Source organism: Mycolicibacterium xanthum (assembly GCF_019710635.1).
GTDB classification, from domain to species: Bacteria; Actinomycetota; Actinomycetes; order Mycobacteriales; family Mycobacteriaceae; genus Mycobacterium; species Mycobacterium xanthum.
In genome coordinates this window covers 51686-66861 of the sequence record NZ_JAIFZS010000035.1, presented here as the reverse complement: position 1 = coordinate 66861, position 15176 = coordinate 51686, and the positions used below count along the sequence as shown (strand labels likewise).

11 protein-coding genes are annotated in these 15176 nt (G+C 69.1%); 4 read left to right on the top strand and 7 right to left on the bottom strand.

Annotated features, from left to right (window positions below; genetic code table 11):
* The first annotated feature begins 7 nt into the window (after nucleotides 1–7).
* Nucleotides 8–886 (top strand): SDR family oxidoreductase, encoded by an 879-nt coding sequence (locus JDV09_RS14140; RefSeq protein ID WP_221369771.1) that lies wholly within the window; start codon nucleotides 8–10, stop codon nucleotides 884–886.
* On the top strand, nucleotides 883–1887 hold the full coding sequence (locus tag JDV09_RS14135; protein WP_221369770.1) for a patatin-like phospholipase family protein: 1005 nt from the start codon (nucleotides 883–885) through the stop codon (nucleotides 1885–1887). The genes JDV09_RS14140 and JDV09_RS14135 overlap by 4 nt, the downstream gene beginning before the upstream one ends.
* A gap of 10 nt (nucleotides 1888–1897) precedes the next feature.
* On the opposite strand, the gene JDV09_RS14130 is transcribed toward JDV09_RS14135, so the two are convergent.
* Nucleotides 1898–2779, bottom strand: coding sequence for a PAC2 family protein (locus tag JDV09_RS14130; protein ID WP_221369769.1), 882 nt, complete (start codon nucleotides 2777–2779; stop codon nucleotides 1898–1900).
* A 276-nt stretch (nucleotides 2780–3055) separates the two neighbouring features.
* Between JDV09_RS14130 and metH the strand changes: the two genes are divergently transcribed.
* Nucleotides 3056–6826 carry a methionine synthase gene (metH, locus tag JDV09_RS14125; RefSeq protein ID WP_221369768.1) on the top strand — a complete coding sequence of 1257 codons (3771 nt, stop codon included), beginning with the start codon at nucleotides 3056–3058 and terminating at the stop codon, nucleotides 6824–6826.
* Between the two features lie 52 nt (nucleotides 6827–6878).
* On the opposite strand, the gene JDV09_RS14120 is transcribed toward metH, so the two are convergent.
* Genes JDV09_RS14120 through JDV09_RS14095 form a run of 6 tightly spaced genes read right to left on the bottom strand, consistent with a single transcriptional unit; the run spans nucleotide 6879 to nucleotide 14337 of the window.
* Nucleotides 6879–9566 (bottom strand): molybdopterin-dependent oxidoreductase, encoded by a 2688-nt coding sequence (locus JDV09_RS14120; RefSeq protein WP_221369767.1) that lies wholly within the window; start codon nucleotides 9564–9566, stop codon nucleotides 6879–6881.
* A complete protein-coding gene (locus JDV09_RS14115; protein ID WP_221369766.1) occupies nucleotides 9563–10396 on the bottom strand; it encodes an FAD binding domain-containing protein in 834 nt (277 codons plus the stop codon). The genes JDV09_RS14120 and JDV09_RS14115 overlap by 4 nt, the downstream gene beginning before the upstream one ends.
* 7 nt (nucleotides 10397–10403) lie before the next feature.
* Nucleotides 10404–11582 carry an FAD-dependent urate hydroxylase HpxO gene (hpxO, locus tag JDV09_RS14110; protein ID WP_221369765.1) on the bottom strand — a complete coding sequence of 393 codons (1179 nt, stop codon included), beginning with the start codon at nucleotides 11580–11582 and terminating at the stop codon, nucleotides 10404–10406.
* Nucleotides 11583–11602: 20 nt separating this feature from the next.
* Nucleotides 11603–11923, bottom strand: coding sequence for a hydroxyisourate hydrolase (gene uraH / locus JDV09_RS14105; protein ID WP_221369764.1), 321 nt, complete (start codon nucleotides 11921–11923; stop codon nucleotides 11603–11605).
* Entirely contained in the window at nucleotides 11920–12372 is a 453-nt protein-coding gene (gene uraD, locus JDV09_RS14100) for a 2-oxo-4-hydroxy-4-carboxy-5-ureidoimidazoline decarboxylase (RefSeq protein WP_372452919.1), read from the bottom strand. Before uraD ends, uraH begins: the two co-directional genes overlap by 4 nt.
* A 60-nt stretch (nucleotides 12373–12432) precedes the next feature.
* The gene (locus JDV09_RS14095) at nucleotides 12433–14337 is read right to left on the bottom strand and encodes a PbuX/PucJ/PucK family nucleobase permease (protein WP_221369762.1); all 1905 of its coding nucleotides are present in this window, start codon (nucleotides 14335–14337) and stop codon (nucleotides 12433–12435) included.
* A gap of 102 nt (nucleotides 14338–14439) precedes the next feature.
* Between JDV09_RS14095 and JDV09_RS14090 the strand changes: the two genes are divergently transcribed.
* Nucleotides 14440–15123: an HAD family hydrolase gene (locus tag JDV09_RS14090; protein WP_221369761.1), complete on the top strand. Its 684-nt coding sequence runs from the start codon at nucleotides 14440–14442 to the stop codon at nucleotides 15121–15123.
* Nucleotides 15124–15176 lie beyond the last annotated feature (53 nt).

Genomic DNA, 15176 nt, shown 5'->3' with positions numbered 1-15176 from the left:
TGCGGCCATGGGTTCCGTGGCCGGAAAGACCGTCTTGATCACCGGCGCAGCACGCGGTGTCGGCGCCGAGGTGGCGGGCCGCCTGCACGCCAAGGGTGCCAACCTCGTGCTGACCGACCTCGACGCGGATCCGTTGGACGAACTCGGTGCCGGCCTGCGCGGCGACCGGGTGCACACAATCGTCGCCGACGTGCGTGACCTGACCGCCATGCAGGCCGCTGCGTCCTCGGCGGTGCAACGCTTCGGCGGCATCGACGTCGTGCTGGCCAACGCCGGGATCCTGACCTACGGATCGGTTCTGGAGGTCCAACCGGCGGCGTTTCGAACGCTGATGGACGTCAACGTGACCGGCGTGTTCAACACCGTCCGTGCCACGTTGCCGTCGGTGCTCGATCGCCGCGGCTACGTGCTGATCGTCTCATCGCTGGCGGCCTACGCCGCGGCACCCGGGCTGGCCCCATACAACGCCTCGAAGGCGGCGGTGGAGCACTTCGCCAACGCGCTGCGCCTCGAGGTCGCCCACCGCGGCGTCGACGTCGGCTCGGCCCACATGTCCTGGATCGATACCCCGCTGGTCCGCGACATCCAGGCCGACCTGTCGACCTTCGGCGAGTTCTTGTCCAGGCTGCCCTTGCCGCTGAACCGGATCACCTCGGTGCAGGACTGCGGTGCGGCGTTCGTCGCGGGGATCGAGCGTCGCAGCCGCCGGGTCAACTGCCCGAGATGGGTGGGCGTGCCGCGCTGGCTCAAGCCGCTGCTGTCCATGCCGATCGGCGAGCGTCCGGTGGCCGGGCTCGTGCCCGACCTGCTTCACCGGATGGACGCCGAGGTCGTAGCGCTGGGTCGGTCGATGGGCGAGCGGACCGAGAGCGTCGAGGGGAGATGAGCCGCATCCCTCAGCGCGCCGACCTGGTGCTGTCCGGCGGCGGCGTCAAGGGCATTGCGCTGGCCGGTGCGGTAGCCGCACTGACCACGGCGGACTATGTGCCGCAACGTATTTCGGGAACATCCGCGGGCGCGTTGGTCGGCGCGGTGCTGGCGGCCGCCACCCAGCGCGGCGAACTGTCCGCCGCGGCACTGCAGGAGCTCGCGATGGACATCGACTACCGCGAGTTCCTCGATCCCGGCCTCGTCGAACGGGTTCCGGTGGTCGGGCACGCGTTCGGCGTGCTCACCGGCGGCGGCATCTACCGCGGCGACGCGCTGCGGCAGTGGGTCGCGGCCCGGCTCGCCGACTACGGTGTGACGACCTTCGGCGACCTGGCCATCGACGACGACGAGGTCCCGCCGGAGCAGCGCTACCGGCTGGTCGTCACCGTGGCCGACGTCACCCTGGGACAGCTGGTCCGGCTGCCGTGGGACTATCGGCGGCTCTACGGCCTCGATCCCGACGAGCAGTCGGTCGCCGACGCGGTGCGCGCGTCGGCGGCCATCCCGTTCTTCTACAGGCCCGCGTCGCTGGAGAGCGCCGCCGGCAGGACCTCGGATCTGGTCGACGGCGGGCTGCTGTCGAACTTCCCGATCGACTCCCTGGACCGCACCGACGGCGCCCCACCGCGCTGGCCGACGTTCGGGGTGACCCTGCTGCCGGAACTGCCCGCCGACAATGAGCAGGTCGTCCCCGCGCTGCGCCCGCTGCACCTGCTCGGCGGGGCGGCCCTGCTCGAACAGGTCGTCACGACGATCCTGGTGGGCCGCGATCAGGCCTATCTGAACCAGCCCCGGGTGAGTGCGCGCACGATCCGCATCGACACCAGCGAGGTCGGCGTGCTCGATTTCGACCTGTCCGAGGATGACAAACGGCTGCTGTACACGCAGGGGTGGCAGGCCGCCGAACGGTTCCTGTCCACCTGGGACTGGCCGGACTATCTCACCCGGTTCCGCTGAGCAGGCGACCTCAGCCGCGGCCGCGACGGCGCAGGTAGCGCTCGAACTCGGCGGCAAGTGCGTCGCCGTCGATCTTGCCCAGCGCTTCGTTCATGTCCACCTCGGCGTCGCCGCGTTCCTCCAGCGACTGCACGTACTCGGCGATCTCCTCGTCTTCGGAGGTCATCTCGCTGACCGCCTGCTCCCACTCCTCGGCCTGGGCGGGCAGGTCGGCCAGCGGCACCTCGATGTCGAGCACGTCCTCGACGCGCTGCAGCAGCGCCACCGTCGCCTTCGGGTTCGGAGGCTGCGAGACGTAGTGGGGGACGGCGGCCCAGAACGTCACCGCCGGTATCCCGGCCTGCACGCAGGCGTCCTGGAACACCCCGGCGATGCCGGTCGGGCCCTCGTAGCGGGTCTCCTCGAGGCCGAAGGTCTTCGCCGAGTCGGCGGAGTAGGCGGCCCCGGACACCGGTACCGGCCTGGTGTGCGGCGTGTCGGCCAGCAGTGCGCCCAGGATCACCACGGTGTGCACGTTGAGCTTGTCGGCGATGGCCAGCAGCTCCGCGCAGAACGTCCGCCAGCGCATGTTCGGCTCGACGCCGTGCATCAGCACGATGTCCCGGTCGCTGCCGGGTGGCCGGCAGTGTGAGATCCGCATCGAGGGCCAGACGAGTTCGCGGGTCACGCCGTCCACCTGGCGGATCACCGGGCGATTGACCTGGTAGTCGTAGTAGCTCTCGTCGTCGATCTCGACGATCGTCTCGGCCTCCCAGATGGCGTCCAGGTGCTGCAGCGCGTCGCTGGCGGCGTCGCCGGCGTCATTCCAGCCCTCGAACGCCGCGACGATGATGGTGTCGTGCAGGTCGGGCAGGTCGGATCGCTTCGGACCGCTGAAATCCGAGGGGGTCACCAAACCAGCGTAAGCCCTGCATGGGCCGGATGACGGGCATCGACTCGCGCCGGCCTCTGTCGGCGTCGGCGCGGGTCGAGACCAGACGTCCGGTTGCCACCCGCTCCAGCCTGGGCGTCCGGACGTCGATCGGGTGACGACGTAGACTTTTTCCGTCGAGAGGCGTTGCAACGGATCCGGGCCCCCGGGTATCCGCCACGCTCGGCAGAGTCAAGGACGCCTTCCGCTACGGAAGGCACGTACGTGAACACCCCCGTGAACACAACGTCGAACACCATGAAACCCAACATCCGCCCCGACTGCACCGACGAACTGACGGCTGCTCTGCGCCGGCGGATCATGGTGATCGACGGCGCGATGGGCACGGCGATCCAGCGGGACCGGCCGGACGAGGCCGGCTACCGCGGCGAACGGTTCAAGGACTGGCCGCGCGATCTGGTCGGCAACAACGACCTGCTCAACCTGACGCAGCCGCAGATCATCGAGGGGATCCACCGCGAGTATCTCGAGGTGGGCGCCGACATCGTGGAGACCAACACGTTCAACGCGAACGCGGTCTCGCTCGCCGACTACGACATGGCGGAGCTGAGCTACGAGCTGAACTACGCCGGCGCGGCCCTGGCCCGTAAGGCCTGCGACGAGTTCAGCACCCAGGAGAAGCCCCGCTACGTCGCCGGCGCCCTCGGGCCGACGACGCGGACCGCGTCGATCTCGCCGGACGTCAACGACCCCGGAGCCCGCAACGTCTCCTACGACCAGCTGGTCGCCGCCTACCTGGACGCCGCCAACGGCCTGGTCGACGGTGGTGCCGACCTCATCATCGTCGAGACCATCTTCGACACGCTGAACGCCAAGGCGGCGGTGTTCGCGCTCGAGACGCTGTTCGAGGAGCGCGGACGCCGCTGGCCGGTGATCATCTCGGGCACCATCACCGATGCCTCCGGGCGGACGTTGTCCGGTCAGACCACCGAGGCGTTCTGGAACTCGATCAGGCACGCCAAGCCGATCGCGGTGGGTCTCAACTGCGCCCTGGGCGCACCGGAGATGAGGCCCTACATCGCCGAGATGGCGCGGATCGCGGACACCTACGTCTCCTGCTACCCGAACGCCGGGCTGCCCAACGCGTTCGGCGAGTACGACGAGTCCCCGGAGTGTCAGGCCGGCTACCTCGCCGAGTTCGCCGAGGCCGGCCTGGTCAACCTGGTCGGTGGCTGCTGCGGAACGGGACCGGCGCACATCGCCGAGATCGCCAGGGCCGTCGAGGGCACGCCGCCGCGCGAGCTGCCGCAGATCCCTGAAGATCAAGTGGCCACGCGCTTGGCCGGCCTGGAGCCGCTCGACATCACCGACGACTCGCTGTTCGTGAACATCGGTGAGCGCACCAACATCACCGGCTCCGCCCGGTTCCGCAACCTGATCAAGGCCGAGGACTACGACACCGCGCTGTCGGTCGCCCTGCAGCAGGTCGAGGCCGGTGCGCAGGTCATCGACATCAACATGGACGAGGGCATGATCGACGGGATCGCCGCGATGGACCGGTTCACCAAGCTGATCGGTGCCGAGCCGGACATCAGCCGCGTCCCGGTGATGATCGACTCCTCCAAGTGGGAGGTCATCGAGGCGGGCCTGAAGAACGTGCAGGGCAAGCCGATCGTCAACTCGATCTCCCTGAAGGAGGGCGAGGAGAAGTTCATCCGCGAGGCACGGCTGTGCCGCAAGTACGGCGCCGCCGTCGTCGTGATGGCCTTCGACGAGCAGGGTCAGGCCGACAACCTGGAGCGTCGCAAGCAGATCTGCGGGCGCGCCTACCGGATCCTGACCGAAGAGGTCGGCTTCCCGGCCGAGGACATCATCTTCGACCCGAACTGCTTCGCGCTGGCGACCGGTATCGAGGAGCACGCGACGTACGGGATCGACTTCATCGAGGCCTGCGCCTGGATCAAGGAGAACCTGCCCGGGGTGCACCTCTCCGGCGGTATCTCGAACGTGTCGTTCTCGTTCCGGGGCAACAACCCCGTCCGTGAGGCGATCCACGCGGTGTTCCTGTTCCACGCCATCAAGGCCGGCCTGGACATGGGCATCGTCAACGCCGGTGCGCTGGTGCCCTACGACTCGATCGACCCGGAGTTGCGGGACCGGATCGAGGACGTCGTGCTGAACCGTCGCGAGGACGCGGGCGAACGGCTGCTGGAGATCGCCGAGCGGTTCAACACGAAGAACTCGGGGGACGACGATCGAGCGGCAGCGCAGTGGCGCAGCCTGCCGGTCCGGGAGCGGATCACGCACGCCCTGGTGAAGGGCATCGACGCCCACGTCGATGCCGACACCGAGGAGTTGCGGGCCGAGATCGAGAGCGCGGGTGGTCGCCCGATCGAGGTGATCGAGGGTCCGCTGATGGACGGTATGAACGTCGTCGGTGACCTGTTCGGCTCGGGCAAGATGTTCCTGCCGCAGGTCGTGAAGTCGGCCCGGGTGATGAAGAAGGCCGTGGCCTACCTGCTGCCGTACATCGAGGCGGAGAAGGTGGAGTCCGGCGCTTCCGGGGCGAGCGAAGCGACGGGAAACGGCCAAGACGCGGGCGGGGACACCAACGGCACGATCGTGATGGCGACCGTGAAGGGCGACGTCCACGACATCGGCAAGAACATCGTCGGGGTCGTCCTGCAGTGCAACAACTACACCGTGATCGACCTCGGTGTGATGGTGCCCGCCCAGAAGATCCTCGACGCGGCCAGGGAGCACAACGCCGACATCATCGGGCTGTCCGGTCTGATCACCCCGTCGCTGGACGAGATGGTCAACTTCGCCGTCGAGATGGAGCGCGAGGGGCTGCAGATCCCGCTGCTGATCGGCGGCGCGACCACCTCGCGCGCCCACACCGCCGTGAAGGTGGCGCCGCGCCGTACCGGCCCGGTCGTCTGGGTCAAGGACGCGTCCCGCTCGGTGCCGGTCGCTGCGGCGCTGCTCGACGACAGGCAGCGGCCGGCCCTGCTGGAGGCCACCGAGGCCGACTACGCGGCCCTGCGCGAACGGCACGCCCAGAAGAGCGAGCGGCCGATGCTGACGCTGGCGATGGCCCGCGCGAACCGCACGCCGATCGAGTGGGACGACTACACGCCGCCGGTGCCGGCCCAGGGCATCGGCGTGCGCGACTTCCAGGATTACGACCTGGCCGAGTTGCGCGAGTACATCGACTGGCAGCCGTTCTTCAACGCCTGGGAGATGAAGGGCCGGTTCCCCGACATCCTCAACAACCCGGCCTCCGGCGAGGCCGCCCGCAAGCTCTACGACGATGCCCAGGCGATGCTCGACACCCTGATCAAGGAGAAGTGGCTGACCGCCAACGGGGTGATCGGATTCTTCCCGGCCAACGCGGTCGGGGACGACATCGAGGTCTACACCGACGAGACCCGCACCGAGGTGCTGACCACGTTGCACAACCTGCGCCAGCAGGGCGAGCACCGCGAAGGCATCCCGAACCGGTCGCTGGGCGACTTCATCGCGCCCAAGGAAACCGGGGTCACCGACTACGTCGGTGCCTTCGCCGTCACCGCGGGTCTCGGCAGCGCAGATAAGATCGCCGAGTTCAAGGCAGGCCATGACGACTACAGCGCGATCCTGCTGGAGTCGCTGGCCGACCGGCTGGCCGAGGCGTTCGCCGAACGGATGCACCAGCGGGTCCGTGAGGAGTTCTGGGGCTACCAGCCCGACGAGCAGCTGGACAACGAGGAGCTCATCGCCGAGAAGTACACGGGAATCCGCCCGGCCCCCGGCTACCCGGCCTGCCCGGAGCACACCGAGAAGGCGACCCTGTTCGAGTTGCTCGACGTCCGGGAGCGCACCGGCATCGAGCTGACCGAGTCGATGGCGATGTGGCCCGGTGCCGCCGTCAGCGGCTGGTACTTCTCGCACCCGCAGTCGCAGTACTTCGTGGTCGGCCGGTTGGCCCAGGACCAGGTCGCCGACTACGCCGGGCGCAAGGGCTGGACCCTGGCCGAAGCCGAGCGCTGGCTGGCCCCCAACCTCGGCTACAACCCCGAGGACTAGGCGATTTCGGTGTAGTTCGTCACGCTGTCGCTGACGAACTACACCGAAATCGCTAGCGGGACAGCGTGCGCCAGACCCGCGCCGGCGTCATCGGCAGGTCGCGCACCCGCGCCCCGCAGGCCCGCGCGATCGCGTTGGCCAGCGCCGGGGCCACCGGGTTGTACGGGGACTCGCTCATCGACTTGGCGCCCATCGGGCCGATCTGGTCATAGGTGTCGGCGAACAGCACCTCGGTGCGCGGGACGTCGGCGATCTGCGGGATGTGGTAATTGCGCAGTGTCTGGGTCAGCACCGTGCCGTCCGGGCCGATCAGCATCTGCTCGTAGAGCGCCGAGCCGATCGCCTGCGCGACGCCGCCCTCCACCTGGCCCCGGCACTGCTCGGGGTTCATCACCACGCCGGCGTCGGCGGCCTGCACGGACTGCAGGATGCGGGCCTCGCCGGTCGCCGGGTTCACCGCGACCCGGAAGCCCTGGACGTTGAACGCCACCGATCGGGGCGTTCCGTCGTGCCTGCCGTGTCCGGCCAGCCCCGCGGGCAGCTCGGCGAACTCGACGAGCCGGGTGCCGCACCGCACACCGTGCGGCGTCAGCTCACAGGCCTGCGGCCCGGTCCCGGTCAGCTCCGCCGCGGTGGCCAGCATCGCCGAGCGCAGCTCCCGGCAGGCCGCGATCACCGCGGTGCCCGCCACCACGGTGCCCGCCGAACCGAACGCGCCGGTGTCGTAACCGACTGCGGCGGTGTCGGATTGATGGACGAGCACACGGTCTTCGGTGGTGTTCAGCTCGGTGGCGACCAGCTGGGTGTGCACGGTGGTGGTGCCGTTGCCGAACTCGGCGGTGCCCACCGACAGCCGGTAGTCGCCGTCGGGGGTGACGGCGACCGAGGCCTCGGCGAAGTGGCCGCGCGGCGGGATCGTCGCGATCATCGCGACCGCCATACCCTCGCCTACCGGCCAGCCGTCGGGGCCGGTGACGCCGTTGCCGTCGGCCAGCGCGCGCTGGACCAGATCCAGGCACTGGTCCAGGCCGTAGCTGCCGAACGCCAGGTCCCCGTGGCCGACGGCCGCGTCGACGAACTCGTCTCCGGGGACGACCACGTTGCGGCGCCGCAAGTCGAACGGGTCCAGGCCGAGGCGGTGCGCCAGCTCGTCGAGCGCGGACTCCACCGCGAAGATCATCTGGCTCAGGCCGTACCCGCGGAAGGCGCCCGACGGCAGGCTGTTGGTGTAGACGGCCTGGGCGTCGACCCGCTTGTTCGGGCAGCGGTAGACCGACACCGACTCGGCGCAGCCGTGGAACATCACCCCGGGGCTGTGGTTGCCGTAGGCGCCGGCGTCCATCAGCACGTCCACCGCCAGCGCGGTGAGCACGCCGTCGGGGCCCGCCGCGGCGGTGACGTCGATGCGGTACGGGTGCCGGCACGGCGCCATGGTGAACTCGTCGGAGCGGGCGAACTCGTAGCGCACCGGCCGGCCCGACCGCAGCACCGCCAGCGCGACGATGTCTTCGGTGAGCATCTCCTGCTTGCCGCCGAACCCGCCGCCGACCCGCTTGGTGAAGACGTGCACGTCGTCGCGGCCCAGGCCGAACACGTGACACAGCTCGTCGCGCACCAGGAACGGCACCTGGGAGCTGGTGCGCAGCACCAACCGGCCGTGTTCGTCGCGCCAACCCGTGCAGCCGTGCGTCTCCAGGTGGGTGTGCTGCACCCGCTGTGTGGTGTAGCGCTCCCGCACCACCGAGCCGCCGCAGGCCTCGGCGGCCGCGATGCCCGCGTCGACGTCGCCCTGCCCGCCGTGCACCTCGGCGACCAGGTTGCGGGACGGGTCGGCGATGCGGGACTCGGCTCCCTTGCCCGCGTGCAGCTGGGGAGCGCCCGGGGTGCGGGCGGCCTCGGGGTCGAACACCGGCTGCAGCGGCTGGTAGGTCACCTCGATCGCACGGCAGGCCCGTTCGGCGATCGCCACGCTGTCGGCCACCACCGCGGCCACCCGCTGTCCGACGAAGCGCACCGTGTCGTCGAGCACCACGGTGTCGTCGGGATCGTCGTTGCGGTTCTCGTGCCGGGCGGTGGAGAACGCCACCGCCGGACTGTCGCGGTGAGTCAGCACCAGCTGTACCCCGGCGATCGCCTCGGCCGCGGTGGTGTCGATCGCGGTGATCCGCGCGTGGGCCACCGGGCTGGTCAACACCACCAGATGCAGCAGTCCGGGCGGGGCGAAATCCATTGTGTACTGCTCGGTCCCGGTCACCACGCGGATCGCGGCCGGTGCTGCAATCGAGCGGCCCACGCCGCCGGACTTCTCGATGTTCACCGTGCCGTCCAGCGCGTCGGCGATGGCGCGGTAGCCGGTGCACCGGCACAGGTTGCCCTTCAGGTTCTGCGGCAGGTCGCCGACTTGATCGTCGGACAGTGTCGAGGCGGTGGTGATCATCCCCGCCGTGCAGAAGCCGCACTGGAATCCGCCGGCCTCGGCGAACCGGCGCTGCAGCGGGTGCAGATCGGCCGGGGTGCCCAGGCCGGCGACGGTGGTCACCTCGCGTCCTTCCGCGCGGAACGCCGGGTACACGCACGAGTGCACCGCCTGTCCGTCGACGAGCACCGAGCACGCGCCGCAGTCACCGGCGTCGCAGCCCTTCTTCACCTCGAAGTGGCCGTGCTCGCGCAGGTAGGTGCGCAGGCACTGGCCCGCACCCGGAACACCCTGGGTGTCTTGGCCGTTCACCCTGATGCTCACGACAACTCCCGGCGGATCTGTTCGGCGAGCACGAGGCTGACCGCGCGCCGCCAGTCCGGGTCGCCGTGTGCGTCGCGCGTCCAGGCCTCGTCGGGGATGGTGGCGTGTACGGCCTCCAGCTCGATCGGGCTCGGCATGTTGGCGAACGCGAAGACGTAGGGACGCACCGTTGCCGCGGTCACCGACACCACGAATCGCCGCCCGTCGGCGAGGGTGTCGCGCCGTCCGGTCACGACCACACCGGAACGGCCCAACGGCGACGGGGCCAGTTTGCGGTAGGCGGTGGTGGCCCGTAACGCCGCTGCGGGCAACCACACGGAGCGCAGGACGTCGCCCGGCTCGAGCACGTTGGTCGCCGCGCCGGTGACGAACTCGGTCACCGGGATGCGGTAGTCGCCACCGGCGGCCCGCCACACCGTGAGCTCGGCGTCCAGGCCGGCGGCCAGCGAGATCATCGCCCCCGCAGGGAAGGACAGGCAGATGTTGCCGCCGACGGTGGCCGTCGCCCAGATCTTGAACGACGCCAGCAGCGCGGTGCAGCACCGGTGCAGCAGCGGGGCGGCCGCCCAGTCCGGCCGCTCGTCACGCAGCCGTGCCGAAAGCCGGGACACGCCGGCCACCGTGCACGTCGCCGCCAGCTCGATCCCGTCGTCTGTCACCGTGACCGGTGGCCAGCCCAGCCCGGTGATGTCGACGAGCCTGCGGACGTGCGGCTGGGGCTCGGAGAACAGCCAGGTGCCGCCGGCCAGGATCGAGTCGCCCGGCCCCAACGGCCACAGGTCGTCGCGGCTGGTCGGGGTTCGCGCCGTCTCGACGGTGTTGAGATCCATGGGTACGTCAGCCGACCGGTGTCACCGGTCCGCCCATGATGTTGCCGACGATGCCGCGAATGATGTTGGTGCCGTCCTCGTTGCGCAGCTCGTCGTACCACTGCGCGGTCTTCTGCGGATCCTTGGCGTGGGTGACGTCGCAGCGTTTGCGCGCACGCAGCACCAGGTCGCCCGCCCGTTCGGCGCGGGCGTGCTGATAGGCCAGCAGCGCGCCGTGCACGTCGCCGGGATGGTCGCGGAACGCCCACTGCAGCGCGACGGCGTCCTCCATCGCCGAACAGCCGCCCTGCCCGATGTCGGGTGTGGTGTTGTGCGCGGCGTCGCCCAGCACGGCCACCCGGCCCTTGACCCACGTGTAGAACGGGTCCAGGTCGAGGATCTCCACCCGGTTGGTGGTCAGCGGATCCAGCTTGGCGATCAGCGCCTGCACGCCGGGCGCCCAGTCGCCGAAGTGCCCGCTGAGCACCTCGCGGGCGTCGGCGCGCTCGTAGTTCTTCTTCTCCTCGGAGTCCTCGGGCATCACGACGTCGAAGAAGAAGTAGAACCGCCCGTCCGACACCGGCATCACCGAGACCCGCTTGCCGTCACCGACATAGGTGGTCCACTCGGTGGCCGGTCCGATCCCCTCGTCGGTCTCGACGAGGCCGTTGAAGTTGACGTAACCGGCATAGCGCCGGGTGACCGGACCGCCGAGCACATATTCGCGGGTGATCGAGCTGGCCCCGTCGGCGCCGATGATCACGTCCGCCGACACCGTCGTTCCGTCGGCGAACGTCGCGGTCGCCGCGTCGGGACCGTCGGCCACGCTGACCATCTTGCGGCCGAAGTTGATCTGGTCGATGCCGTAGGCCTCCATCAGCATCAGCTGGAGTTCGGCCCGCGCGATCGGGTAGGGGCGCTGCCCGACCTCGTCGATCAGCGGCTGCATCGAGAATCGGCACATCGTCTCGCCGGTGTGGGCGTCGACGTAGCTCATCGAGTCGACGATTCCGCCGAGCCGGGCGGTCTGCTCCTCCAGCCCGAGGTAGTTGAGGCACTTGACCCCGTTGGACCACACCGAGATCGCAGCGCCCACCGGCTTGTTCTCGGTGACCCGTTCGTACACCTCGGTCTCGATCCCGATCTGACGCAGCGCGATCGCCGCACTCATGCCACCCATTCCGGCACCGATGATGATGGCCTTCACCTGTGAGCTCCCATCTCCTGTCAACTTCCGCGGTAGGTGGAATATGCGTACGGCGACAACAACAATGGAACGTGGTAGTGGGCCGAGGTGTCGGTGACGGTGAACGCGATCACCACCTCGGGGTAGAACGCCGTGACCCCGGCGGCGGTGAAATAGCTTGCGGTGTCGAAGCTCAACCGGTAGACGCCGGGTTCGAGGTCGGCGGCGACGGCTTTGACCCGGCCGTCGTCGTCGGTGGCGGCGGTGGCCAGCACGGTGGCGTCGGCGTCGGTCAGGGTGACCGTCACGCCGGCCGCCGGGGTGCCGGTCACGGCGTCGAGGACGTGGGTGGACAAGCTCATGCGCTCTGCGCCTTGGCCAGCAGGCGCTCCAGCCGCAGCCGGTTGATCTTGGCCAGCTCCGAGCGCATCACCCGGCGCTCGGTCTCGGCATCGTTGTCCAGCCGCTCGGTCAGGATGGCCAGCAGTTCCTCGGCGGTGCGGCCGCTGGCGCACACCAGGTACACGTAGCCGAACTTCTCGTCGTAGATCCGGTTCTTCTCGGCCAGTTCGGCTTTGACGGCATCAGCGGCGTCGGCCACCCGCGCCTGCTCCTGCGCCGAGCTCGGATTGTCGGCTTTGGCGCCGATCCGGGGATGGCCGTCCAGCGCCGCGTCGATCTCGGCGTCGGGCAACTCGGCCAGCACCCGGTCGGCGCGGTCGAACAGCGCGTCGGCGTCGCGGAACGGGCCGCCGGCGAGCACCCGGCGGGCCCAGATGGTCGACGAGCACACCTCGAACAGCAGGTGCATCCGTTGCCGTTCGGACATGGCGTTGAAACCCTCGATGCCCAGGGGTTCATATGTGACCATCTAGAGCATTTCGTCGAGGCGGCTGAACCGGGCCGCCGCAATGGGATTCGCGTCGGCGACCAGGTCGGTGAAACGGTAGTTGGCGATCTTGGCGACCTCGATCAACGCGAAGGCCTTCTCCGCGCCCGGCGAGTTGTCGATGCGCGACCAGCCGTTCTTGAGCACCCGGTCGAAGTGTTCGGTCTCGCGTGCGCAGATCACCAGCGGGAAGCCGAAATGTTCCCGATAGGCGGTGGCCAACTCGACGACGTCGTTGTGGTCGGATTCGTCGAGGTTGGACAGCGCGGTGTGGTCGACGGCCAGCGCATGGCCGGTTTCGTCCTCGGCGCCCAGGTCGTGGAATGCGTTGAGCAACTCCAGCTGCTGGTCCGAGGAGCCGGTCAGAACCGCGTCCTGGAAGGCCTCGCGCAGCGCCCTGGTGTCGGTGAACGGGCGCTGCTCGTAGGCCCGTTCGACCGCCCACGGCACGTCCTGCACGACGTGGCCGAAGACCTCGGTGAACCGCTCCTTGGTCATCGAGTTCACCTCGTCGAGGGTGATGGATCCGCCGCCGGCGACCCGCGGTCCGCGCGAGCCGGTGTGGAAGAACACGATGTTGAGCAGGATCGCGCTGACCGCGCCGATGCTGATGCCGCTGCCGAAGATCAGGTCCAGGCCGGTCGGCATGCCCTGGGCGATGTCCGGGTAGGCGGTCACCCACAGCGCCAGCGCCAGGCTGGTGGTCACGATGATCAGGTTGCGGTGGTCGGTGAAGTCGACCTTGCCCAGCGTCTGAATGCCGACGACGGCCACGGTGGCGAACAGCGTCAAGGCCGCACCGCCGAGCACCGGGTTGGGGATGGAGGCCACCACCGCGGCCACCTTCGGCAGGAAGCCCAGCAGGATCATGAACACGCCGGCCGCGGCGACCACCCACCGGCTCTTGACGCCGGTCAACCGGACCAGGCCGACGTTCTCGGAGAACGCGGTGTACGGGAACGAGTTGAAGATGCCGCCGATCGTGGTGGCCACGCCGTCGGCCCGCAGCACGTTGCCGATGTCGTCGGCCTTGATCCGCTTGCCGACGATCTCGCCGGTCGCGATCGTCGACCCGGTCGACTCGACCGCGATGATCAGCATCACGATGATCATCGTCAGGCACGCGACGAAGTCGAACTTGGGCATGCCGAACAGGAACGGCGGGGTGAAGCCCAGCGCCGATGCCTCACCGACCTTGTCGAAGTTCATGTCACCGAGCAGGTAGGCCACCGCGCAGCCGATCACCAGGCCGAGCAGCACGGCGATGGTGGCCAGGAACCCGCGGAACAGCCGCTGGATCGCGACGATGATCGCGATGGTGCCCAGCGCGTAGAGGAACCAGCGCATATTCGTCGGGTCGAGCTCGTGGGTGTGCGGATTGGTGACGGCGTCCATCGCGCCGACGGGCACCAGGGCCAGACCGATGACGGTGATCAGCGTCCCGGTCACCACCGGCGGGAAGAACTTCAGCAGCTTGATGAAGATCGGCGCGATCGCGAACGTGAAGATGCCGGCGACGATCACCGCGCCGTAGACGTAGAGCATGCTGGCCGAGCCGCCGCCGTTGGCCAGCCCGATCGCGATGATCGGCGCCACCCCGGCGAACGTGACGCCCTGCAGCAGCGGCAGCCGGACACCGATCTTCCAGAATCCGACGGCCTGGATGATCGAGGCGATGCCGCAGGTAAACAGGTCGGCGGTGATGAGCTTGACGAGCTCCTCGCCGGTCAGCCCGACGGCGCCGGCGATGATGATCGGCACCAGCACCGCGCCCGCATAGAACGCGACGACGTGCTGGAAACCGTAGGTCGCGAGCTTCGGGATGGGCAGCACCTCATCGACCGGGTGCACACGCTTGGATTGGTTCGCCGTCGTGGGAGCCGCCATCGTCCAAGAATCGGCCAGATCCGGCCTCTTCGCATGTCGAGGCATTTCCGGGCATGTCGAGCGGGTTCGCACAACCCTGCGCACGCGTGCCAGAATCGAGGCGTGCGGGCGGTGCTGTGGGACATGGACGGCACCCTCGTCGATTCCGAAAAGCTGTGGGATCTTTCGCTGACCGCGCTCTACGAGTCGTTCGGCGGCGAGATGAGCCGGCAGACCAGGGCGGCCCTGGTCGGCGCATCGGCCGAGGAAACCATGGTGACCGTCTACACCGAGCTCGGCCTGGTGCACGATCCCGCGGCGATGGCCGACTCGATCCGCTGGCTGCACGACACCACGGCCGAGCTGTTCGACGGGGGCCTGCCGTGGTGCGACGGGGCCCGCGAGATGCTGGAAGCGCTTGCGGCCGAACGCACCACCATGGCCCTGGTGACCAACACCCAGCGCGAGCTCGCCGAGCGCGCCCTGAACAGCATTGGGCGGCATTATTTCTCCGTCACGGTGTGCGGGGACGAGGTGGCGACCGGAAAGCCGGCACCCGATCCGTACCTGCGCGCCGCGCAGTTGCTCGGGGTGCCGCCTTCCGAATGCCTGGCGGTGGAGGACTCGGTCACCGGGGCTGCGGCGGCCGAGAGTGCCGGCTGCGCGGTATTGGTGGTGCCCAACGACGTGCCGGTGCCGGGTGGGCACCGGCGTCGGCATGTCGACTCGCTGGCCGGTCTCGACACCGCCGCGCTGCGCCGGATCTACGCGGAGATCGAGCGCACGGCGCGCCAACGCACCGCCTGACCTCCGGCGACGGCCTCCCGCAATATTGCTTCTGTCGAGGGCGTTCTGTGCGA